The sequence below is a fragment of the Sphingomonas cavernae genome (assembly GCF_003590775.1).
GTDB classification, from domain to species: Bacteria; Pseudomonadota; Alphaproteobacteria; order Sphingomonadales; family Sphingomonadaceae; genus Sphingobium_A; species Sphingobium_A cavernae.
In genome coordinates, this window is sequence record NZ_QYUM01000002.1 from 198584 (window position 1) to 219586 (window position 21003).

The following is a 21003-nucleotide window of genomic DNA, read 5'->3' on the forward strand; positions in this document are numbered from 1 at the left end:
CAGGGATTTCACGTGATAGTCCCCGAACCTTCCGATCAGCCCTCTTCGCGGTCGTAATAGTCAACGTCTGCCTCGGCGCGAAACATCTTGCGAAGTCCGCGATCGCCGCGCTTGCCCGCTACGACCGACACCTTCCCCGAATCCGGATATTCGCACGCCTCGACCTCGACGAGCGTCGAAATCGCCAGATAACGCATCGTGATCGTGCCCGTGTTGATGATCTGGTGCGCCACCTCCGGCCCACCCGGCGGGCACGCGATCACGTCATGCTGGCGGATCGGGTAGTGCTGGTCGCCGAAGCGCAGTTCGCCTTCACCCTCGAGGATGAAGAACATCTCTTCCTCGCCATGATGCGAGTGGAAGGGGCATTGCACCTTGCCGGGGGGGAGCACGGTCAGGTTGTAGCCCAGGTCGCGTGCGCCGATTAGGTCGCTGATCGTGGCGCGGCTCGATGTGAAACGGCCATTCTCCTCCACATCGTCGAACGCCAATTCGTCGAGATTGATAATCGGTTTCACCATTGGCCTGTCCTCCGAAATCAAATCGAGCCTGTTCAAACCGCGTACAGCGTCAGCCCCCGCGGCAGCTTCCTGGGCCGCTTGCCGCCAAGGCTCGCTTCAATCGCATCGATCGCCGCCAGCAGTTCCTTGTGCGCAAAGGGTTTGCCCAGGCACCCGATCGACATCAACGGCGCGTCGACGGGGCAGCTCGCGGTCACGAACAGCAGCCGCACCTGGCGGCGCAGCGCCTCGCGCGCCAGATCGGCGCCGTCGCGCTCACCCGTCAACCGGACATCGCTAAGGATCAGGTCGACCTCTCCGGCATCGAGCACGGCCACGGCGTCGCGATAGCGATCGACCGTGCCGACGACATGATAACCAGCTTCGGTCAGCACATGCTCGGTGTCGAACGCCACCAGCGGCTCATCCTCGACGATGAGAAGCCGGTTGATCAGCCTTTGCTTCCTGCCAAACAGCATATATTGCGCTTGTCCTCTCCCGCGCCCGGTGGGAGCGCATAATGGCTCGCGATTGCGCGCGCACGAACTAATTTTCACGTCTGGAGACGAAATTTGGCCCCGCCCCTGAAAAAGCGCAGCGAAGACCGGCCCGAGGGCCAGCGCATCGCGAAGCTGCTGGCGCGCGCGGGCATCGCCTCGCGCCGCGAGATCGAACGCATGATCGCCGAAGGGCGCATCGCGTTGAACGGAGAGGTGCTCAATACGCCCGCAACGATCCTGACCTCGCTCCACGGCATCACCGTTGACGGCAACCCCGTCAAGCAGGCGCCACCCGCCAAGCTCTTTCGCTTTCACAAGCCGTCGGGGGTGCTCACCACGGAGCGCGATCCCAAGGGCCGCCCCACGATCTACGACCGCCTGCCGCGGGACATGGCACGGGTCATGCCCGTCGGCCGGCTCGACCTCAACACAGAGGGCCTGCTGCTGCTCACCAATGACGGCGAGTTGAAGCGCCAGCTCGAACTGCCGAAGACGGGCGTGGTGCGTACCTACCGCGCGCGCGCCTATGGTGATGTGACGCAGGCACAGCTTGAGGACCTGATCGAAGGCATCGAGATCGACGGCATTCGCTATGGCTCGATCGACGCCAATCTGGAGCGCCGCACGGGCGCGAACACCTGGATCGAGATGAAGCTGACCGAAGGCAAGAACCGCGAGGTCCGCCGCGTGCTCGAATATCTGGGCCTCAAGGTCTCGCGCCTGATCCGGACGAGCTACGGCCCCTTCGAGCTCGGCGATCTGCCTACCGGTGCAGTCGATGAGATCCGGCGTCATGACGTCATCACCTTCCGGAACACGCTGGGATGAGGATCATCGCGGGTGAATGGCGTGGGCGCGCTCTGAAAGCGCCCGCGGGCCAGGCAACGCGCCCGACCAGCGATCGCGCACGCGAAGCGCTCTTCTCGATGCTCACCAGCCGTCTGGGCAGCTTCGAGGGATTGCGCGTCGCCGATCTCTTCGCGGGCACGGGCGCGCTCGGGCTCGAAGCGCTGTCGCGCGGCGCCGCCCATTGCACCTTTTTCGAAAATGACCGCGCAGCGATCGCCGCGCTCAAGGCCAATGTGGATGGGCTGGGCGTTGCGGCGCGCGCCGAGATCCGCGCGCAATCCGCGCTGTTCGCGGCGGGTGGCCCGTTCGATCTGATCCTGCTCGATCCGCCATATGGCACCGGGCTGGGCCAGCAGGCGCTTGCCTCGCTCTCCGAGCGCAAGGCCTTCAACCCCGGCTGCCTCGTCAGCATCGAAACCGCACGCGATGAGGCGGTCGACGTTCCCGGCCTCATACCCGAAACCGAGCGCACCTACGGCAAGGCGAAGCTCGTCCTCCTCCGCGCGCTTTGAGCACAAGCGCCGGGACGCGGTTCGACGCGGCTCCCTTATGATCGGCTCGGCAGAATTAATGGGTCACCGACGCCTATCGGTTCTAAGGAGGCTGTTATGACCACGACGATCCAGCAGCGCATGGGGCCCCGCGAATGGCTGGTATTCGGCGTGCTCTCAATCGTGTGGGGCGGCTCCTTCTTCTTCATCGAGATTTCGCTGCGCAGCTTTCCGCCGCTGACACTGGTGCTGCTACGCGCCACGTTGTCCTCCGCGGCGCTCCTCGTCGTCCTCCGCATCACCGGACGTCGCCTGCCGACTTCGCTGAGCCTCTGGCTCGCATTCCTCGGACTCGGTGCGCTCAATATCGCAATCCCCTTCGTGCTCGTGGCCTGGGGGCAGACGCACATCCCGATAGGACTCGCCTCGATCCTCAACGCCACCACCCCGCTCTGGGGCGTGGTGGTGGCGCATGCGTTCACCGCCGACGAAAAGGCGACGCCCGGCAAGATCATTGGTGTGCTGTCAGGGATTGCGGGTGTCGCGATAATGATGGGCGCCGATGCGCTCGCCGGGCTTGGCGGCAATCTGCTCGCGCAGCTCGCCTGCGTTACCGCCGCACTCTCCTACGCCCTGGCTGGCGTCTATGGCCGGCGCTTCAAGGCGATGGGGGTCGCACCCGTCGAAGTGGCGGCAGGCCAGCTCATCGCGGCGGCGGCGCTGATGCTCCCGCTCGCCGTGATCTTCGACGCGCCCTGGCGCCTGCCTGCGCCGCTGTTTCAGTCAATCGCTGCGATGGCTTGCCTTGCACTGATATCGACCGCCTTTGCCTATATCCTCTATTTCCGGCTGATCGAGAAGGCCGGCGCAACCAACGCGCTGCTCGTCACCTTCGTCATCCCGATCCCCGCCATCATGCTCGGCACCTTCCTGCTCGGCGAAACGCTCGAGCCCAAGCATTATGCCGGCATGGCGCTGATCGGGCTCGGGCTCGCCGCGATCGACGGGCGCCCCTTCGGCTGGCTCAGCCGCGGTCGCGCATCGAGAGCAGCGCCACAAGGCTGACGCTCGAAGCCGCCGCAAGATAGACGCCCACCCAGAACAGTCCCCGTCCCTCCGCCAGCCACTGCGCCGCCACCGGGGTCAGCGCGCCACCGAGAATACCCGCGACGTTGAAGGTCATCGACACGCCGGTGTAGCGCACGCGCGCGGGGAAGAGCCCGGGCAGCCACGCGCCAAGCGGCCCATAGACCAGCCCCATCACCACCAGCGCGAAGCTCATCCCGATGAAGATCAGGGTCAGCGATCCCGATTGCAGCGTCATCGGCAGCACCAGCCCCGCGATGATCGCGGCAACGCTGCCCCAGAGCAGCACCGTCCGCGCGTTATAGCGGTCGGACAGCCAGCCCGACGCCGCGATGCTGCCCGCCATGAAGAAGATCGAAAGAATCTGGAGCCCGAGGAAAAGCTGGCGATCAATCCCCAGCGTCGTGGTCGCATAACCCAGCGCAAATGCCGTCGCGAGATAATAGACGGCAAAGCACACAATCGCACCGCAGGTGCCGCCCAGTGTCGCCCGCCAATGGTCGCGCAACATCTCGGCAAATGGCACCGCCGCTGGCGGTGCTTCCTCCAGCGCCTCGGCAAAGGCGGGTGTCTCGGTCAGTTTCAGCCGCACCCACAGCCCAACGCCGACGAGCAGGATGCTGCCCAGAAAGGGAATGCGCCAACCCCAGTCCATGAATTCCTCGGCGGTCAGCGTCATGCCCAGGATCAGGAACAGACCGTTCGCCGCGATGAATCCCACCGGCGCGCCCAGTTGCGGTACCATGCCGTAGCGCCCGCGCCAGCCTTGGGGTGCGTTCTCGACCGCCAGCAGCGCCGCCCCGCCCCATTCGCCGCCCAGCCCGAATCCCTGTCCGAAGCGCAGGATGCACAGCAACAGCGGCGCCACCCATCCGATCTGCGCATAGGTCGGCAGAAACGCGATCAGCAGCGTCGATCCGCCCATCAGCAGCAGCGAGGCGACGAGCGTCGACTTGCGTCCGATCCGGTCGCCGAAATGCCCGAAGACACTCGCGCCCAACGGCCGCGCGATGAAGGCGACGCCAAGGCTGGCATAGGCCGCGAGCAATTGCGCCGATGCCGATTCCGAAGGAAAGAACAGCGGCCCGAACACAAGCGCCGCGGCGGTCGCGTAGATATAGAAATCGTAGAATTCGACCGAGGTGCCGACGAGGCTGGCGATCAGGATGCGGCGATTGGAAGGCCGCTCCGCAACCGCGTTCATCGTCGTCGCCATCGTGCCGAATCCCCTCGCCATTACCGTTTGCGCGTCATCCCTGCGCGAAAACCTTGGTTCCGACAACGCCCAGCACGATCATCGCCATGAATCCGACCTGCACCGCGGAGACGCGCTCGCCGAACAGGACGATGCCGCCGATGATCACGCCTACCGCGCCCAGCCCGGTCCAGACCGCATAGGCCGTCCCCGCCGAGATGCCCTTCATCGCGAGCGAGAGGAGCCACATGTTCAGAAAAGACAGCGCGATCGGCACCGTCGCGGCGGCAAGCGTCTGCTGCACCTGCGCCCATTTCAAGCTCAACGCCCAGATGATTTCAGTGACAACCGCAATTGCAAGGATGATCCATGCCATCGAACGAACCTCATATTGCGGGCTCGTTCGATGCGGACGCAGCCGGAAACCCGAAAGAGGCGGCGTCGGGTGGCGATCTATGGACGCTGTGCTTCGCTGTCAATCAGGCGTGGGCGTCGTGGCTGCGGGCGCGATCGTCATCGCAGCACCCAACGACGCCGCCACCACGGCCGCGATCGCCGCCCACTGCATCACCGTCAGCCGCTCGCCCAGGATCGCCAGCCCCGACAGCGCGCCGATCGCGGGCTCGACGCTCATCAGCGTACCGAAAACGCGCGAGGGCAGCCGCGTCAGCGCCATCATTTCGAGCGTGTAGGGAAGCGCGGTCGAAAGCACCGCCACGCCGATCGCCATCGGGATCACCGCGGGCGTCAGCAGCGCCGCGCCCGCATCGAGCACGCCGACGGGGACGACGAGCGCAGCCGCGATCATCGTGCCCCACGCGACCGACTGCGTGCCATGATCGCCGCCCGCCTTCTGCCCGAAGACGATATAGAGCGCCCAGCAGCCGCCCGCCGCCAGCGCGAATGCCGCACCCACCGGATCGACGCCCTGGCTGGTCGCGCCCACGGGCAGCAAAAGCAACAACCCGACAACCGCAAGCCCAACCCACAGGAAATCGAGCGGTCGCCGCGATCCGAGCATCGCCACAGCCAGCGGACCGGTGAACTCCAGCGCCACCGCGATGCCCAGCGGCAGGGTCTGCAGCGCCATGTAATAGAGCAGATTCATGCCGCCCAGCGCCGCGCCATAGAGCAGGATCGGGCGCCAGCCGCCCTTTTCCGGCCGCGACCGCCAGGGTCGCATCACCACCGCCAGGATTATGGCCGCGAAGAGCAGGCGCAGCGCGGTCGCGCCCGGCGCACCGACGATCGGAAACATGCTCTTGGCGATCGTCGCGCCCGTCTGGATCGAGACCATCGCGACAAGCACGAGCAGTATCGGCCAGGCGGCGCTCTGCGTCAGCGCGCTGACGCGGCTCATGACTTGCTCCGGGAGAAATTGTGCAGCATAGTGCGCAAAGCCATATGAGCACTATATTGCACAGTCAAGACCGTCCCAAGGTTCTGGAGCATGTCGCGGGCAATGTGCGCGCGCTGCGCCAGCAGCGCGGCATGAGCCAGGAGGCGCTCGCTTCTGCCTCGGACGTCAGCCGCCGCATGATCGTCAACATCGAGACAGGCGACGCCAACGTCAGCCTCGCCACGCTCGACCGCCTTGCCGAGGCGCTTGGGGTGCGCTTTTCCGATCTGGTCCAGGCGCCGCAGCGCCCCGATCCTGCGCGGATCGAAGTGGTCGCATGGGCAGGCGAGACGCCCGAAAGTCAGGGAACGCTGCTCTCCAGCTTCCCCGCCGCCGCAGAGGTGGAGGTCTGGCGCTGGTCGTTGGCGCCCGGCGAAACCTATCATCCGGTGATCCATGACGCCGCCTGGACCGAGACCGTCTACGTCCTTGAGGGTGCGCTCACCATCCTCTGGGACGAGGTGGAGAGGATCTTGCCAGCGGGCGATTTCCACGCCTATAACTGCCAGCCCACACGCCGCTATCGCAATGACGGGAAAATCGTCGCGCGTTTCATCCGTACCCTGGCGCACTGAAGGAGCATTGCCCTCGCGCGCGCTGTTCCCTAACTGTTCGCACATGAGTCTTCCCGCGTCACCCGCTCCAGAACCACCCTATATCCAAGGGCTCAATGCGCCCCAGCGCGAGGCGGTGCTGACGACCGAAGGGCCGGTGCTGGTGCTAGCGGGCGCGGGAACCGGCAAAACGGCCGCCCTCACCGCGCGGCTCGCGCACCTGATCTATACGCGCAAGGCCTGGCCATCGGAGATTCTTGCGGTCACCTTCACCAATAAGGCGGCGCGAGAGATGAAGGAACGCGTCGGCCGGCTCGTCGGCGAGGCCGTGGAGGGCATGCCGTGGCTCGGCACCTTCCACGCGATCGGCGCGAAGATGCTGCGCCGCCATGCCGAACTCGTCGGGCTGCAGAGCAACTTCACCATCCTCGACACCGACGATCAGCTCCGTCTGATGAAGCAGCTCATCCAGGCGGCCGACCTCGATGAGAAGCGCTGGCCCGCGCGGCAGCTTGGCGGCTTCATCGACAACTGGAAGAACAAGGGGCTCACGCCGCAGGATCTTGACGCAGGCGAGAGCGAGCTCTTCGCCAATGGCCGCGGCAAGGAACTCTACGCCGCCTATCAGGCACGGCTGCGCGCGCTCAACGCCTGCGATTTCGGCGACCTTCTGCTCCACATGCTGACAATATTGAAGCGCGACCGCGATGTGCTCGAACACTATCAGCAGCGCTTCAAATATATTCTGGTCGATGAGTATCAGGACACCAACTCGGTCCAGTATCTCTGGCTCCGCCTGCTCGCGCAGCGCCACAAGAACATCTGCTGCGTCGGCGACGACGATCAGTCGATCTATTCATGGCGCGGCGCACAGGTCGAGAATATCCTGAAGTTTGAGAGAGACTTCCCGGGCGCTGCTGTCATCCGGTTGGAACAAAATTACCGCTCGACCCCGCACATCCTCGCCGCGGCCTCGGGCGTCATCGCCAATAATGCAGGGCGACTGGGCAAGACGCTGTTCACCGACGCGGGCGAAGGCGACAAGGTACAGGTGTTGGGCGTCTGGGACGGCCCTGAGGAAGCGCGCCGCGTCGGCGACGAGATCGAGGCGCACCAGCGTCGCGGCGGATCATTGAACGACACCGCGATCCTCGTGCGCGCGCAGCACCAGACGCGCGAGTTTGAGGATCGCTTCATCGCGATCGGCCTTCCCTATCGCATTATCGGCGGTTTCCGATTTTACGAGCGGCAGGAAATCCGCGACGCGCTCGCCTATCTGCGACTGATCTTCCAGCCCGCCGACGATCTTGCCTTTGAGCGGATCGTCAACGTCCCCAAGCGCGGATTGGGCGACAAGGCCATCGCCAAGATCCACCAGCTCGCGCGCATCGAGCAGATTCCGCTCGCCCTCGCCGCCTCGCGCATTCTCGACAGCGACGAACTCACGCCGCAGGCGCGCCGAGCGCTGGGCAGCTTTATCGGCGATATCGCGCGCTGGCGCGACATGGCCAACGACCTTCCCCATGCCGAACTCGCGCGGCAGGTGCTCGATGAATCGGGCTATACCGCGATGTGGCAGGCCGAAAAGTCGACCGACGCATCGGGCCGGCTCGAAAACCTCAACGAACTCGTCCGCGCCATGGAAGAATATGAGACGCTGGGAGCGTTCCTCGAACATGTCAGCCTTGTCATGGACAATGACGCGGCGGTCGATGACGCCAAGGTCACGATCATGACGATCCACGCGGCCAAGGGGCTCGAATTCGACACCGTATTCCTCGCGGGCTGGGAGGAAGGTATCTTTCCCTCGCAGCGCGCGCTCGACGAAGGCGGCAATGCCAGCCTCGAGGAGGAACGTCGCCTCGCCTATGTCGCGATCACGCGTGCGCGCCGCAAATGCGTGATCCTCCACGCCGCCAACCGCCGCATCTATGGCCAATGGACCAGTTCGATCCCTTCGCGCTTCGTGGGCGAACTGCCCGACGAACATATCGATTCCGAAAGCAGCATGGCGGGCGGCGAGAGCCTGTGGCGCGCCAACTGGTCCGAACGTGCCGATCCCTTCTCCAATGTCGGGCGCGGCACAGGGCGCGGCCCCGGCTGGCAGCGCGCGGCGACCACGGGTGGCTACTCGGCCACGCCCCAGCGTGTGATGGAAGCACGCGCAAGCGCGGTCAGCCTGGGCAACAAGGGCCGCAGCGACCTGTCTGTTGGTACGCGCGTCTTCCACCAGAAGTTCGGCTATGGCGAAATCGCCGAGATCGAGGGAAACAAGCTCGAGATCGACTTCGAGCTATCGGGCCGCAAGCGCGTGATGGACAGCTTCGTCTCAATCGCGTGAGCTGCGTGCTGTTGCCACTATGCTGACAACAGGCTGGCAGCAGCAGGCTTCTATACCCTGAGCGAAATATCCACCGGGAAGGAAGACAGCGATGCTCAAGACCTATCATGGAAGCTGCCACTGCGGCGCCATACGCTACGAGGCTGACCTCGATCTCGCCGCGGGAACGGGCAAGTGCAACTGCTCGATCTGCACCAAGACGCGCAATTGGGGCGTTATCATCAAGCCCGAAGCCTTCCGGCTGCTCGCAGGCGAGGAGGCGCTCAGCGACTACCAGTTCGGCACGATGAGCGGACATCACCTCTTCTGTGCCATTTGCGGCGTTCGCCCCTTCGGCCGAGGCTATGTCGAGGAGATTGGCGGCGACTATGTCTCGATCCAGCTCGCGACGCTCAATGACGTCAGCCCGGCCGAGCTGATCGCAGCCCCTGTGCGCGTCGCGAATGGACGCGACAATGACTGGATGAGCGAGCCCGCGGAAACGCGCCACCTCTGAGCCCCGGAATACGCGGTGGTACGCTCGTTAATATTTACCATTTGCACCGTCCCAGCCCGGCACGCTCGAAATCACTGGCTGGCCCCGCCCGCCACTTGTGATTAAGAAAGCGTAAATCAATCAAGGGGCTGGGCGGTGACGGGCAAGCGCAGAGCGGCAATCACAGGAATCGGGACAAAGCTGCTTTTGGCGGGCACGCCCATTGTCGGGGCGCTGCTCTTCACGGGCCTGTCCGCGCGGACGCCGTCCGCACCGCAAATGCCTATGGCACCGGTCCAGACTGCGCCGGCGCCCGCGGGCGAGACAAAGCGCCCCGCTGCCCCGATGCAATCCGCGCGCGGCTATGAGGTCAAGGGCGTCCTACAGCTCGACGGACCACTGAAGCACGGCGACTATGTCTGGAAAGACGACGGCGTGCCGCCGGGCGAACTCCTGATCACCGTCGACCTCACCGCGCAGACGTTGTCGGTTTTCCGCGCCGGCTATGAGATCGGCGTCGCCGTCATTCTCTACGGCGCCGACAACAAGCAGAGCCCGCTCGGCACCTTCCCGATCACGCAGAAGAACAAGGACCATGTGTCCAACCTCTATGACGCGCCGATGCCATACATGATGCGCCTCACCAATGATGGTGTGGCCATCCACGGCGCCGACGTGAAATGGGGATCGGCGACGCATGGCTGCATCGGCGTGCCGACCGAATTTGCCGCACTGCTGTTCGCGCAGGCGAAGCTGGGCGATCGCGTCATCATCACCGATGGCCAGATGATGCAACTGGGTGACGGCGTTCCCGCCGCGTGACCGGCGTACAGGGCCGTCCCAACGAATAGCCCTAGCCAGAGTGGCCGCGCCACGCCATATCGCGGCGCATGCAATTTGTATCCGCGTACGCAGAGCTCAAGGCGCAGGTCGCCGCCTGGACCAGTCTCAGCGACCCGATCCTGCATACCCATCTGGGCATGCTGGTTTTCGTCGCCACCGCTGTGCTTCTGCGCAAGCCCTTCCGCTCGCCCATTCCGCTGCTTATGGTCACGCTGTTCGAGGCGCTCAATGAGTGCCTTGACCGTATCAATCACGGGTCATGGCGCTGGCCCAACACGCTCAGCGACGTCGCCTTCACGTTGGTCTGGCCGATCCTGATCTTCCTGCTCGCCCGCGCGCGCAAGCTCAGGGCGGGCTGAGTCCTTATCAGAACACCGCCTGCGCCTCGCCGCCCAGCATTGCCTTGCGGACCAGCGGGATCGGCGGCCCGCCATGCGCGAGGAATGCGTCGTGGAACGCCTTCCACGCCTTGCGCCCGCCCTTGTCAGCAACCCAGTCGTCCCGCAGCTTGCGGATCATCAGCTTGCCCATGGTGTAGTTGAGATAGGCGGGATCATAGGTGCCCCGCGCCGCCTGCTGCCGCGCATTGCCCTCGTCCTGATAGCATTCGGTGAGGAAAAGCTGGCGCGACTGATCCTGCGTCATGCCCTTGGCATGAAGCCCGATCGCCGAGAGATAGCGGCAGTTGCGTAGCAGCGCGTTTGAGAGCTGGCCGACATGCGTTTGGGCATCGCCGTCGCCCAGCCCAGCGTCCCACATCATTTCTTCGGAGTAATGCGCCCAGCCCTCGGCAAAGGCATAGCCCACGAACACCTTGCCGAAGAGCGACTTGGCGCGATTGGCGTGGAGGAAGTTAAGGAAATGCCCCGGCCACACCTCATGCACCGAGGTGAAGAACAGGTCGCGCTCGCCCGGGATGTAGGCGTTCTGCACTTCCTTGGTCCATGCCGGATCGGGCGGCGAGATGTAATAGACCGAGGGCAAGCCTTTCTCATACGGGCCAGGGATGTCGATATAGGCCGAATTCTGCCGGTTGTAGGGCGGTGACTCCTCAACCTGCGCCTCTTCGGTGCCGGGTATCGAGACAAGATCCTTGTCGATCAGAAACTGCTTCAGGTTCGGCAACTGCTTGCGCGCGCCCGCAACCGGACCGCCTTCAGGCTTGTGGGCGTTCATCTTTGCCATGCACGCCTGGATCGTCGCACCTGGCGCGAATGTGCCGCACGCCTCCTTTAGCGCAGCCTGATTGCGACGCAGATCTGCCCAGCCCACCTTTTCGAGTTCCGCAATCGGCACGCCCACACCCTCGGTCTTCAGGACCATCCGCGCGAACTTGTCGGGTCCGAGCGCGAAATCCTGCGTCGCGGTCGCACGTCCGCTCTCGATCCACACCGCGAGATCCTTCATCGCCTCAGACGCAGCGCCCGCCGCCGCGTCGAACTCCTTCTGCAGCGCCTCGTCCTTCACCTCGGCAAAGGCGGCTTTGGCGTCTCCGACATAATAATCGGCCAGTCCCTGAAAGCCCGCCTTGCCAAAATCTATGAAGCTCAGCGGCATCGGCGTTTTCAGGTTGGCGCGGATATTGATGGCAGCCGCGGGGACCTGCTTCGCGAAGGCGATAAACGCCTTCATCCGCGTCGTCGCATCGGCATAGGGGCGCGCGATATAGACATTGGGATCGAGGCCACTGATGTAGAAATCCGGGTTTCGGTGCGGCTGATCGGCGTCCTCGAGCCAGAACAGTTCGCCCTCGGCCGCCGCGATCAGATAGTCGCGCTCGAACTGCTGCTCCTTCGACAGTGTGGACGCGTCGAACGCCCTGGCGTCGGCGATCGTCTTTTTCAGATAGTCCGCCTGTGCCTTGAGACCCGCCGCGCTCCAGTCGGGCAGCTTTCCGTCATATTCGTGCCGTCCCTGATAGACCGCGAAGCTCGGATTGAGCTTGAAATAGCCCTCCAGATACTGGCCGACGAACTTGCCCCATTCGCTCGCGTCCACAGCCTCGGTCGCGGTGGTGTTGTTGGCCTCGGGCACCATCGAACACCCCGCCAACGTCAGAGAAACCGCGGAAACGGCGATTGCAAGACGGGAAAGCTTCACCGGCCAACTCCTTGAAAGAAACGGGATTGCGACTCGAATGGCGCGGATGCTTGCACCCGCTGCAAGCGCAGACCAGCCCGTTTTCGACGAACGACATGACCGGTTTTCCAACGCATAGTTTTGCTGCGCTTGAACTGCCGCGCATTGCAGGCATAGAGAGCGCGATGGAAAAGCCGCCGCATCCTTTCGCGTTTCGTGACTTCACCTGTTACTTCGCGGCGCGGCTCACATCCACGCTCGCGCAGATGGCGATGGTCATCGTGATCGGCTGGCAGGTTTACGACATTGCGCGGACCGATCTGGGCATGACGCCCAAGGAAGCGGCATTCCAGCTCGGACTGATCGGCCTTGCCCAATTTCTGCCGCTGCTCCTGCTGACGCTCGTCGTCGGTTGGATCGCTGACAGGGTGGATCGGCGATGGATCGCGCGCGGCTCGATCGCGCTCGAAGCAGGATGCGCGATCGCACTCGGACTGCTCACCTGGACGGGAGAGATCACGCTGCCCGCGCTGTTCGCGGTAGCCGCGCTGCTCGGCGTCGCGCGCGCCTTTGCCAGCCCCGCGCTCCAGGCGCTTGCGCCCAATCTCGTGCCCATCGCAGCGTTGCCCACCGCGATCGCGCTGAGCTCGATCGCTTGGCAGACGGGATCGGTGCTTGGCCCGGCAATCGGCGGCATCCTCTACGACGCAGATCCCGTCATCCCCTATGCGTTCAGCGCGGGACTTTTCGTGTTCGCGTTCTTCGCGCTGATGCTGATCCGCCCCGTCGCGCGCAGCGCGATCACCGGCCCCGCGCACCCTTGGGAACAGATGAAGGACGGGTTGCGCTACGTCCGCCAGAACCGCCTCGTCCTTGGCGCGATCTCGCTCGATCTGTTCGCGGTGCTGCTCGCGGGCGTCACCGCGGTGCTGCCCATTTATGCGCGCGACATTCTCCACGTCGGCGCCGACGGGCTGGGACAGCTTCGCGCGGCGCCCGCGGTCGGTGCGGTCGCGATGGCGCTGTGGTTCGCCTGGCGCCCCTTGCGCGAAAATGTCGGGATCAAGCTGCTCGTCGGCGTCGCGATCTTCGGTGCTGCGACCGCGGTGTTCGGCGTGTCGCGCAGCCTGCCGCTGTCGCTCGCGATGCTCGTGTTGCTGGGTGGTGCCGACATGCTTTCGGTCTATGTCCGCCAGTCGCTGATCCAGCTCTACACGCCCGACGCGATGCGCGGGCGCGTCGGCGCGGTGTCAACCTTGTTCATTTCGGGCTCGAACGAGCTCGGCGAAGCGCGCGCGGGTTTCCTCGCCGCGGTGATCGGCCCCACCGCCGCGGTTGCCGCGGGCGGAATCGGTGCCATATTGGTGGCGGGTCTCTGGGCGCGCTGGTTCCCCGAACTGCGCGCCGCGCGGACCTTTGACCCGCCAAAGATGATCGAAGACATCCCACTTAAGGAGAAAGCGACATGAAAGCCGGATCAATCCTGGAGACCATCGGCAACACCCCGCATGTCCGCGTAAGCCGCCTGTTCAATGGCGCCGAGGTCTGGATCAAGTCCGAGCGCGCCAATCCGGGCGGGTCGATCAAGGATCGCATCGCACTGTCGATGATCGAGGCGGCCGAAGCCTCGGGGGACCTCAAGCCCGGTGGCGTCATCATCGAGCCAACCTCGGGCAATACTGGCGTCGGCCTCGCGATGGTCGCGGCGGTCAAGGGCTACAAGCTGATCCTCGTCATGCCCGAAAGCATGTCATTGGAACGCCGCCGGCTGATGCTCGCCTATGGCGCAACCTTCGACCTGACGCCCAAGGAAAAGGGCATGAAGGGCGCGATCGAGCGCGCGACCGAGCTGATCGCCGCAACGCCCAACTCGTGGATGCCGCAACAGTTCGAAAACCCTGCGAACATCGACGTGCATGTGAAGACAACTGCTCAGGAAATTCTCGCCGATTTCAAGGACAGCCCGCTCGACGCGCTCATCACCGGCGTCGGCACTGGCGGCCACATCACGGGCTGCGCCGAGGTGCTGAAAAAGGCTTGGCCGAACCTAAAGGTCTATGCGGTCGAACCCACGCTTTCGCCCGTCATTTCGGGTGGCCAGCCCGGCCCGCACCCGATCCAGGGAATCGGCGCGGGCTTTATCCCCGCGAACCTTCACACCCAGGCGATCGACGGCGTGATTCAGGTCGATCCCGCCGAGGCCAAGGAAATGGCGCGCCGCGCCGCGCGCGAGGAAGGCATGCTGGTGGGTATCTCATCTGGTGCAACACTCGCCGCAATTGCGCAGAAGCTGAAGGAACTTCCGGCTAATAGCCGTATTCTCGGCTTCAACTATGATACCGGAGAGCGCTATCTCTCGGTTCCCGATTTTCTGCCGGAGAGCTGAAGCGACGGATAACCAGCCCGCCCTGCCGCAATTCGCCCTCCCCGGCGACGACGGTTCGGTCACCGACGCCCATGAGGAGGTTTCGCCGGCGCGTCGGCTGCTGGCCGCAACGCTGGCTGCCACCTTCGCGGTCGGCATCGTCACGGCGGGTTGGCTGGTTACCGGGATGCGTTCGGAGTATCCAGCGACGCCGGCCGATGTGCCTGCGCCAATCCCCGCGAATGTTCCCGCCCCGCCGCCCGTTGAACCCTTGCAGTTGCGCGAACTCCCTCCCGAAGAGGCCGTCGCGATCAACGCGAAGGTTCCTTTCTCGACGGCGCCCAACCCGGCCGCACGGCCATTTCGCTATTCGGGGTCCGACGCCGATCGCGCGCGCGCGATCGATTGCCTCGCCTCGGCCGGCTATTATGAGGCGGGCGACGATGCCAAGGGCCAACGAGCCGTAGCCCAGGTGGTCGTGAACCGGCTGCGCCATCCTGCCTTTCCAAAGACGGTGTGCGGCGTCGTCTACCAGGGGGCGGAGCGCGCGACGGGCTGCCAGTTCACCTTCACCTGCGATGGCGCGATGGCGCGTTCACCGTCGCCCGAGGCATGGGGCCGCGCGCGCAAGATCGCGACGGACGCGCTGTCGGGAAGCGTCTACAAGCCAGTGGGCCTCGCCACGCATTATCATACCAACTGGGTCGTGCCTTACTGGAGCGCGAGCCTCGACAAGATCGCCGCGGTCGACACCCACCTGTTTTTCCGCTGGACCGGCTGGTGGGGCACCCCTGCGGCCTTTCGCGGCGGGCTCGCCGGTGGAGAGCCCGCGATCATGCAGCTCGCGCGCCTTTCCGACACGCACCGCTCGGGCCTGCCGCCCGAAATCGTCGACGTTGCGCTCGCGGGTCTGCCGTTCCCGGAGCGCGACAACGCGGAAACTATGTTCCTCCAGCGCTTCGATCCGGCCACAATCGCGAAGGCCAACAAGCACGTCGTCAGCGACGGGGACAGCTTCATCGTCCTGCTCGATCGCAAATCGTCTTCCGATGCCTTTGCCGCGGTCGCGCTGACGCTGTGCGGCAGCCGCAACTATTGCAAGGTGATGGGCTGGACCAATGCGGCGATGACGCCGGGACGCTTCCCGGTGCCCGATTCGCTGTTGCGCGGCATGTCGTTCAGCTATCTCCGCAATCGCAGCGAACAATTCGCGAAGCCGCTCTGGAATTGCGCAGAGTTCAAGCGCGCCGATGCCGGCGAATGCATGAAGGCGCGCGTTCAGGTCACGCTGCAGCCCATAGCGTCTGGCCAAAAGGTCGCACAAGCACCAGCGCCGGCCAACGAAACCTCCGTGCCTGCCGCCGCAATCGGCGCCGCACCATCCGAAGACAAGACCGAGCCGACGCGCTGAACTCAGGCGGCAGGGCGACGCAGCTTTTCAGCCAGAGCGTCCGCCAGTCGCGTCGCAGTTTCGCTGCTCAGATCGACGATCCGCGGATCGCTGAGCGATGAGGCTCCCGCGGTATCGACAAGCAACGTCGACAGCCCCAGCAGGCGCTGAATGGGAGAGCGCAGCAGCGTCAGGGTGTGCGCTTGCCTTATCGGCACGATCCAGAGCTTTTGATCCCACCAGCCGCGCTGGACATAGAGCGTGTCGTCAACCAGCGCGAAGCGGTGAGCGCGACGCTCGACTATCGCCGCGAGAATCAGCAGCGGCACGAGCGCCAGACCGAGCACCGCAGCGGGGAACATGACGGCCGCAGCCGCGATGACGAGCAGTGGCACGAGCGTGTGGCTTGCGATCGCCTTGAGCACATGGCTGCGCGAAACCTGCAGGAGCACGGCTTTGTCGGGCAGTCGCATCCGGTTCGCAGCGTCCAGGATCGGCAGCATCTCCGCCTCATACGCAAGCGGCGCGACGCTTTGTTTGCCACCACCTTCACGATCGGCGCTGAGCGTCTGGAACAGCAACTCGCCAAGGCCAAACAAACGTTTCATTGCGCCACGCCGGATCAGCGCGAGCTGGATGCGCCTTTTGGGAATGACGATCTCGGTGCGCGTGAAAAGCCCGCGATCGCGTCGCAGTCCTGCGGGCTCCTCGGCCAATCGAAAGCCATAGTCTCGCGCCAGCGTCCGCGCGACGCCGGTCACCACGCCAAGCAGCAGCGCAAGCAGCAGCACCGCCGCGATCGTTGCGGGGGTGAAGCGCCCGTCCAGCCGATCCTCGGCAAAGCCGATCCACTGCCCCCAATCTTCGAGGCGAAAGGGCAGGAATTGTTCAAAGGTCTGAAGCAACGCGAACACGCCCGCCAGATAGAGCAGCGAAAAGTTGAACAGCCCCGAAAGCAGCACGCGCGGAACCGCCATCGCGAACAGTACCGGCGCAGTCGCCGTTTCGTCCGGTTGGCCGGGAGCGCCCTGGTCGCGCGCCCTGCCCGCACGCAGTGCGGCGCGCAACCGATCGGCCTCGGCAAGGCTCAGGCTGTCCAGCAGGCCTTCGTCGCCGCCCGCCCCACCCGTCTCGATCCGCACCTTGGCAAGCCCGAGCAGTCGCTCGAGCGGCCCGCGTTCAATGTCGACATCCTGAATGCGCTCGAACGGGATGCTGCGGCGATTGCGGCTGATCACGCCGCTTTCGATTACAATCTCGTGCGCGCCCACGCCATATTGGAAGCGGCTCCAGACGATCCAGTTGATGAGCAGCACGGCCACGCCAAAGACCATGACCATCACGAAAAAATACTCGATGCCCTGATCGTTCAGAAAGGTGACGAGCGCGGGCAAGCCGAGCAGCGTGGAGGGCAGGTTCTTCAGATAGCGAAGGCCGATCGACAGCGGATGAAGACGCCGATCGGCGACCGTAGCCTCGTTCACATCAGATCCTGCCGAATATGCACCCGAATCTCGTCACGCAGCGTCTCTGCAGTGGCCCGCGACAGCCCCGGCAACACGACCTGACTATTTGCGGTTCCAGCGGTATGCAGTACCAGCCGCGCGACCCCGAAGGCGCGCTCGATCGGGCCTTGCGATACGTCGATATGCTGTACGCGGCCGAAGGGCACGACGGTCTGCACCTGAATGACTACGCCATGCCGGATGCGCAGTTCCTGATCATCGGCGCCGTAGCGCCAGGCGGCGAAACGCCGCGTAGGGCCGAACAGCACCGGATAAACCAGAAGCAGCGCGACGGGAGCGACGATCGCTCCCATCGGCACAGGAAGCGCCACCGCCAGCACTGCGTTCGCGCCCGCCGCTACCGTCAGCACCACCGCACCAACGATCGCGGCGTGGATCCGCATCACCCATAGCTGGCCGGGTTCAAGTCCGGTCATCCCGCCTCCCCTGTCGTCAGGGGTAAGGGGTTAGGCGGCGAACAGCTCGGGTTCAAGCGCCATCAGCGACTCAGCACCACCCTCGATCTTGCGGCGGAGCGCGCCCGCATCGGGCATGATCCGTTCCGCAAAAAAGCGCGCGGTGATCAGCTTGGCCTCGTAGAATTTGGCGTCGCCAGTGCCCGCATCGAGCGCGGCAGCGGCGGCGGTCGCCATCCGCAGCCACATCAGACCCAGCGCGACGATCCCCATGATGTTCATATAGGGAACGGCGGCGGCGCCCGCGTTATTGGGATTGGCCATCGCATTCTGCATCAGCCACATCGTCGCGGCTTGCAGTTCGCCATTGGCCTTTTCGAGCCTTTCCGCGAAATCACTGAGCTTGTCGTTGTCTTTGGCGACAGCGATCTCCTGGCCAACGAGCGCAAAGAAAGCCTGTACCGCGCGGCCACCGTTCAATGCGAGCTTGCGGCCGACGAGATCCATCGCCTGCACGCCGTTGGTGCCCTCATAGATCATCGAGATGCGGGCATCGCGAACATACTGTTCCATGCCCCATTCGCGAATATAGCCATGGCCGCCATAGACTTGCTGGCTGTTGGTCGCGATCTCATAGCCCTTGTCGGTGCCATAGCCCTTGATGACCGGGGTCAGCAGCGAGATCAGGTCGTCGGCCATCTGCCGCTCTTCCTCGGTCTGTGCCTTGTGGACCAGATCCACCTGCAACGCACCCCAGAGGCATAGCGCGCGCAGCCCCTCGGTCAGCGCCTTGCTCTCCATCAGCATGCGGCGGACATCGGGGTGGACGAACAGCGTATCCGCCTTCTGATCGGGGTCCGCGGGGCCGGTCAGCGCCCTGCCCTGCCGCCGATCCTTGGCGTACTGGACTGCGTTCTGGAACGCGATCTCGCCCTGCGACAGTCCCTGGAGGCCAACGCCAAGCCGCGCCGCATTCATCATGATGAACATCGCGGCAAGGCCCTTGTTCTCCTCGCCGACCATCCAGCCGGTCGCGCCGTCATAGTTCATGACGCAGGTCGAATTGCCGTGGATGCCCATCTTCTCCTCGATCGAACCGCAGGTGACGGCGTTGCGCTCGCCGAGGCTCCCGTCGTCATTGACGAGGAATTTGGGCACGATGAACAGCGAGATGCCCTTCACATTGTCGGGCGCGGTGGGCGTCTTGGCCAGGACGAGGTGGATGATGTTCTCGGTCAGGTCATGCTCGCCCGATGAGATGAAGATCTTGGTGCCCGTCACCTTGTAGCTGCCGTCGGCCTGCGGCTCTGCCTTGGTGCGGATCATGCCCAGATCGGTGCCCGCATGGGGCTCGGTCAGGTTCATCGTCCCGCCCCATGTGCCCGCGATCATCCTGGGCGCGTATTTTTCCTTTTGCTCTTGCGAGCCCTTGGCAAGGATCGCGGCGACCGCGCCCATCGTCAGCCCCTGATACATGGCGAAGGCCATGTTCGCGCTGATCAGATATTCCTCGAACGCGGTGGAGATCACGTGCGGCAGGTTCTGCCCGCCGAATTCCTCGGGCGCCGAAAGCGTGGTCCATCCTGCCTCGATGAACTGGTCATAGGCTTGCTTGAACCCCTTGGGCGTCGTCACCGAACCGTCGGCGTGGCGCGTGCAACCTTCGTGATCGCCCGACTGGTTGAGCGGGAACAGCACCTCGGACACGAACTTGCCGCCCTCGCTCAACACCGCCTCAACGGTGTCGGGCGTCGCATTCTCGAAACCCGGCAGGTTGGAATAGCGGTCGAGCCCGATCACCTCGTCGAGAATGAAACGGGTATCGCGCACGGGCGCGTTATAGATGGGCATTCTGTGTCTCCGGTCCGGAAATAATGTCGGCCATTCAGGCCTTGGCGGCCTTCGCTGCTGGTTCGGCGTCGGCATGGGCCTCCGCCTGCTCGACCATGGCGACGAAGCGCGTCAACTCGTCGATCTGCGCATCGATATCGACGCGCTGCTGCTTGAGCAGCTCTATACGATCGTTGCATTTCTCGATCGTGACACGCCGCTGCACGTGACGGCCGTCACCCACATCGTAGAGGTCGATCATCTCGCGGATTTCGCCGAGGCTGAAGCCCACGCGCTTGGCGCGCAGGATCCAGGCCAGCCGCGCACGATCGCGCTTGGTATAGATGCGCGTCATACCGCGCCGCATCGGCGCGATCAGCCCCTCGTCCTCATAGAAACGAAGCGCCCGCGCCGTGACGCCGAACTCTTCGGAAAGATCGGAAATGCTGTAGATATGGCGGTCGCGAACGTCCGGCATATCCAGCGTTGCATGAGTCGATTTATAAGCCATGAAGCGAAGCCTATTTGACGTTCACGTTAACGTCAATAGGCGCGGTGAGTGGTTGCCATCGAGCAGTCCCAATATCGGATTGGCCAGGACCGCCCCGTCATCCCATCGAAAACCGGGATCTCCGTTCTTCCGTCAACCGCCGATCACGCGTAAATTCCCTCAAAGGACATGGCGCTTGCAGCGTATCCAGGCCGTTGTCAGAGCTTCCTCCGACTACGATCCATCTCGAAGAAAGGCTACAAACTTCCCTTCTAATTTGCCGACGGTGGCGCCTTCAAAGGTCAATATCGACTGGACTTCGATGCGTGCGCGTTTTTTCCGCGTCAGAATTTTCAGGAATTTCGGCCAAACCGAAGCGTCGGACAGAGATGACGTCGCGGTAAACGCCCCGCTGATAGGGTGGTCATATTCCATTTGATTGGACTGAATGACGACTTCGCAATGATATCCCTCATCCACGAGCCGCAGGTGAAGGATCGACCAGGCAGCCAGGATTCCAAGAGCAGAGGCGCTGCCGCCAAACACGGTGCTCTTATGGTTGATATTTGGCTCGAGCGGCGCCGAAAGAATGACGGATTCTTTCGTCACTGATTGCACGGACGCCTTCATCGCCGCCGACAAGGGAATTTGGCGGTGCAAATAGATTTCCAAACTACGTTCTCTATCCATTCTCC

General features: G+C 64.0%; 22 protein-coding genes. 11 read left to right on the forward strand and 11 right to left on the reverse strand.

The features are described 5' to 3' along the window. Positions 1-35 precede the first annotated feature (35 nt). Together D3876_RS01310 and D3876_RS01315 are read right to left on the reverse strand one after the other, a co-directional pair. The gene (locus D3876_RS01310) at positions 36-521 is read right to left on the reverse strand and encodes a cupin domain-containing protein (protein WP_220475403.1); all 486 of its coding nucleotides are present in this window, start codon (positions 519-521) and stop codon (positions 36-38) included. Between the two features lie 32 nt (positions 522-553). After that, a complete protein-coding gene (locus D3876_RS01315; RefSeq protein ID WP_119759329.1) occupies positions 554-979 on the reverse strand; it encodes a response regulator in 426 nt (141 codons plus the stop codon). Between the two features lie 93 nt (positions 980-1072). On the opposite strand from D3876_RS01315, the gene D3876_RS01320 reads away from it, so the two are divergent. The 3 genes from D3876_RS01320 to D3876_RS01330 all read left to right on the forward strand — a co-directional run bounded on the left by D3876_RS01320 (position 1073) and on the right by D3876_RS01330 (position 3405). After that, on the forward strand, positions 1073-1828 hold the full coding sequence (locus tag D3876_RS01320) for a pseudouridine synthase (RefSeq protein WP_238475185.1): 756 nt from the start codon (positions 1073-1075) through the stop codon (positions 1826-1828). Then, positions 1825-2361, forward strand: coding sequence for a 16S rRNA (guanine(966)-N(2))-methyltransferase RsmD (gene rsmD, locus D3876_RS01325; RefSeq protein WP_119759330.1), 537 nt, complete (start codon positions 1825-1827; stop codon positions 2359-2361). The genes D3876_RS01320 and rsmD overlap by 4 nt, the downstream gene beginning before the upstream one ends. Before the next feature lie 96 nt (positions 2362-2457). Next, entirely contained in the window at positions 2458-3405 is a 948-nt protein-coding gene (locus D3876_RS01330; protein WP_238475186.1) for a DMT family transporter, read from the forward strand. Here the strand turns inward: D3876_RS01330 and D3876_RS01335 are convergent. From D3876_RS01335 to rhtA, 3 genes are all read right to left on the reverse strand, one after another. Further along, positions 3365-4663 carry an MFS transporter gene (locus D3876_RS01335; protein WP_338014299.1) on the reverse strand — a complete coding sequence of 433 codons (1299 nt, stop codon included), beginning with the start codon at positions 4661-4663 and terminating at the stop codon, positions 3365-3367. The two genes, D3876_RS01330 and D3876_RS01335, sit on opposite strands and share 41 nt — an antisense overlap. Before the next feature lie 13 nt (positions 4664-4676). Further along, positions 4677-4997, reverse strand: coding sequence for a DMT family transporter (locus tag D3876_RS01340; RefSeq protein WP_119759331.1), 321 nt, complete (start codon positions 4995-4997; stop codon positions 4677-4679). A gap of 99 nt (positions 4998-5096) precedes the next feature. After that, the gene (gene rhtA, locus D3876_RS01345) at positions 5097-5981 is read right to left on the reverse strand and encodes a threonine/homoserine exporter RhtA (RefSeq protein ID WP_119759332.1); all 885 of its coding nucleotides are present in this window, start codon (positions 5979-5981) and stop codon (positions 5097-5099) included. Between the two features lie 56 nt (positions 5982-6037). Between rhtA and D3876_RS01350 the strand changes: the two genes are divergently transcribed. The 5 genes from D3876_RS01350 (at position 6038) to D3876_RS01370 (ending at position 10592) form a co-directional block, all read left to right on the forward strand. Beyond that, positions 6038-6595, forward strand: coding sequence for a helix-turn-helix domain-containing protein (locus tag D3876_RS01350; protein WP_238475187.1), 558 nt, complete (start codon positions 6038-6040; stop codon positions 6593-6595). Between the two features lie 43 nt (positions 6596-6638). Beyond that, a complete protein-coding gene (locus D3876_RS01355; protein WP_119759334.1) occupies positions 6639-8915 on the forward strand; it encodes an ATP-dependent helicase in 2277 nt (758 codons plus the stop codon). Positions 8916-9006: 91 nt separating this feature from the next. Beyond that, a complete protein-coding gene (locus tag D3876_RS01360) occupies positions 9007-9411 on the forward strand; it encodes a GFA family protein (RefSeq protein WP_119759335.1) in 405 nt (134 codons plus the stop codon). 135 nt (positions 9412-9546) lie between these two features. After that, positions 9547-10212 carry a L,D-transpeptidase family protein gene (locus tag D3876_RS01365; protein WP_238475188.1) on the forward strand — a complete coding sequence of 222 codons (666 nt, stop codon included), beginning with the start codon at positions 9547-9549 and terminating at the stop codon, positions 10210-10212. A gap of 68 nt (positions 10213-10280) precedes the next feature. Then, complete coding sequence (locus D3876_RS01370) at positions 10281-10592, forward strand: hypothetical protein (RefSeq protein ID WP_119759336.1); 312 nt, start codon at positions 10281-10283, stop codon at positions 10590-10592. Positions 10593-10599: 7 nt separating this feature from the next. On the opposite strand, the gene D3876_RS01375 is transcribed toward D3876_RS01370, so the two are convergent. Continuing rightward, a complete protein-coding gene (locus D3876_RS01375) occupies positions 10600-12270 on the reverse strand; it encodes a DUF885 domain-containing protein (protein ID WP_119759337.1) in 1671 nt (556 codons plus the stop codon). A 227-nt stretch (positions 12271-12497) separates the two neighbouring features. Here D3876_RS01375 and D3876_RS01380 point away from each other — a divergent pair, with 227 nt between their 5' ends. From D3876_RS01380 to D3876_RS01390, 3 genes are read left to right on the forward strand one after another with little or no spacing between them, the layout of a single operon-like run. Beyond that, entirely contained in the window at positions 12498-13781 is a 1284-nt protein-coding gene (locus D3876_RS01380; RefSeq protein WP_119760882.1) for an MFS transporter, read from the forward strand. Next, positions 13778-14698, forward strand: a complete 921-nt coding sequence (gene cysK / locus D3876_RS01385) for a cysteine synthase A (RefSeq protein ID WP_119759338.1) — start codon at positions 13778-13780, stop codon at positions 14696-14698. The genes D3876_RS01380 and cysK overlap by 4 nt, the downstream gene beginning before the upstream one ends. Next, positions 14646-16088 (forward strand): cell wall hydrolase, encoded by a 1443-nt coding sequence (locus D3876_RS01390; RefSeq protein WP_238475189.1) that lies wholly within the window; start codon positions 14646-14648, stop codon positions 16086-16088. The genes cysK and D3876_RS01390 overlap by 53 nt, the downstream gene beginning before the upstream one ends. Positions 16089-16090: 2 nt before the next feature. Here the strand turns inward: D3876_RS01390 and D3876_RS01395 are convergent, their stop codons facing one another. The 5 genes from D3876_RS01395 to D3876_RS01415 all read right to left on the reverse strand — a co-directional run bounded on the left by D3876_RS01395 (position 16091) and on the right by D3876_RS01415 (position 20998). Next, positions 16091-17551, reverse strand: a complete 1461-nt coding sequence (locus D3876_RS01395; RefSeq protein ID WP_119759339.1) for a PH domain-containing protein — start codon at positions 17549-17551, stop codon at positions 16091-16093. Beyond that, positions 17548-18009 (reverse strand): PH domain-containing protein, encoded by a 462-nt coding sequence (locus tag D3876_RS01400; protein ID WP_119759340.1) that lies wholly within the window; start codon positions 18007-18009, stop codon positions 17548-17550. Before D3876_RS01400 ends, D3876_RS01395 begins: the two co-directional genes overlap by 4 nt. A 30-nt stretch (positions 18010-18039) precedes the next feature. Further along, positions 18040-19839: an acyl-CoA dehydrogenase C-terminal domain-containing protein gene (locus D3876_RS01405; RefSeq protein WP_119759341.1), complete on the reverse strand. Its 1800-nt coding sequence runs from the start codon at positions 19837-19839 to the stop codon at positions 18040-18042. 34 nt (positions 19840-19873) lie between these two features. Beyond that, entirely contained in the window at positions 19874-20329 is a 456-nt protein-coding gene (locus tag D3876_RS01410; protein WP_119759342.1) for a MerR family transcriptional regulator, read from the reverse strand. 213 nt (positions 20330-20542) lie between these two features. Continuing rightward, positions 20543-20998, reverse strand: a complete 456-nt coding sequence (locus D3876_RS01415) for a YiiD C-terminal domain-containing protein (protein ID WP_119759343.1) — start codon at positions 20996-20998, stop codon at positions 20543-20545. Positions 20999-21003 lie beyond the last annotated feature (5 nt).

What these genes read in the sequence shown, in the direction of transcription:
- D3876_RS01310 (WP_220475403.1), bottom strand. Translation starts at nt 521, where the DNA reads ATGGTGAAACCGATTATCAATCTCGACGAATTGGCGTTCGACGATGTG.
- D3876_RS01315 (WP_119759329.1), bottom strand. Translation starts at nt 979, where the DNA reads ATGCTGTTTGGCAGGAAGCAAAGGCTGATCAACCGGCTTCTCATCGTC.
- rsmD (WP_119759330.1), top strand. Translation starts at nt 1,825, where the DNA reads ATGAGGATCATCGCGGGTGAATGGCGTGGGCGCGCTCTGAAAGCGCCC.
- D3876_RS01330 (WP_238475186.1), top strand. Translation starts at nt 2,458, where the DNA reads ATGACCACGACGATCCAGCAGCGCATGGGGCCCCGCGAATGGCTGGTA.
- D3876_RS01335 (WP_338014299.1), bottom strand. Translation starts at nt 4,663, where the DNA reads ATGGCGAGGGGATTCGGCACGATGGCGACGACGATGAACGCGGTTGCG.
- D3876_RS01340 (WP_119759331.1), bottom strand. Translation starts at nt 4,997, where the DNA reads ATGGCATGGATCATCCTTGCAATTGCGGTTGTCACTGAAATCATCTGG.
- rhtA (WP_119759332.1), bottom strand. Translation starts at nt 5,981, where the DNA reads ATGAGCCGCGTCAGCGCGCTGACGCAGAGCGCCGCCTGGCCGATACTG.
- D3876_RS01355 (WP_119759334.1), top strand. Translation starts at nt 6,639, where the DNA reads ATGAGTCTTCCCGCGTCACCCGCTCCAGAACCACCCTATATCCAAGGG.
- D3876_RS01360 (WP_119759335.1), top strand. Translation starts at nt 9,007, where the DNA reads ATGCTCAAGACCTATCATGGAAGCTGCCACTGCGGCGCCATACGCTAC.
- D3876_RS01370 (WP_119759336.1), top strand. Translation starts at nt 10,281, where the DNA reads ATGCAATTTGTATCCGCGTACGCAGAGCTCAAGGCGCAGGTCGCCGCC.
- D3876_RS01375 (WP_119759337.1), bottom strand. Translation starts at nt 12,270, where the DNA reads ATGGTGCCCGAGGCCAACAACACCACCGCGACCGAGGCTGTGGACGCG.
- D3876_RS01380 (WP_119760882.1), top strand. Translation starts at nt 12,498, where the DNA reads ATGGAAAAGCCGCCGCATCCTTTCGCGTTTCGTGACTTCACCTGTTAC.
- cysK (WP_119759338.1), top strand. Translation starts at nt 13,778, where the DNA reads ATGAAAGCCGGATCAATCCTGGAGACCATCGGCAACACCCCGCATGTC.
- D3876_RS01390 (WP_238475189.1), top strand. Translation starts at nt 14,646, where the DNA reads ATGATACCGGAGAGCGCTATCTCTCGGTTCCCGATTTTCTGCCGGAGA.
- D3876_RS01400 (WP_119759340.1), bottom strand. Translation starts at nt 18,009, where the DNA reads ATGACCGGACTTGAACCCGGCCAGCTATGGGTGATGCGGATCCACGCC.
- D3876_RS01405 (WP_119759341.1), bottom strand. Translation starts at nt 19,839, where the DNA reads ATGCCCATCTATAACGCGCCCGTGCGCGATACCCGTTTCATTCTCGAC.
- D3876_RS01410 (WP_119759342.1), bottom strand. Translation starts at nt 20,329, where the DNA reads ATGGCTTATAAATCGACTCATGCAACGCTGGATATGCCGGACGTTCGC.
- D3876_RS01415 (WP_119759343.1), bottom strand. Translation starts at nt 20,998, where the DNA reads ATGGATAGAGAACGTAGTTTGGAAATCTATTTGCACCGCCAAATTCCC.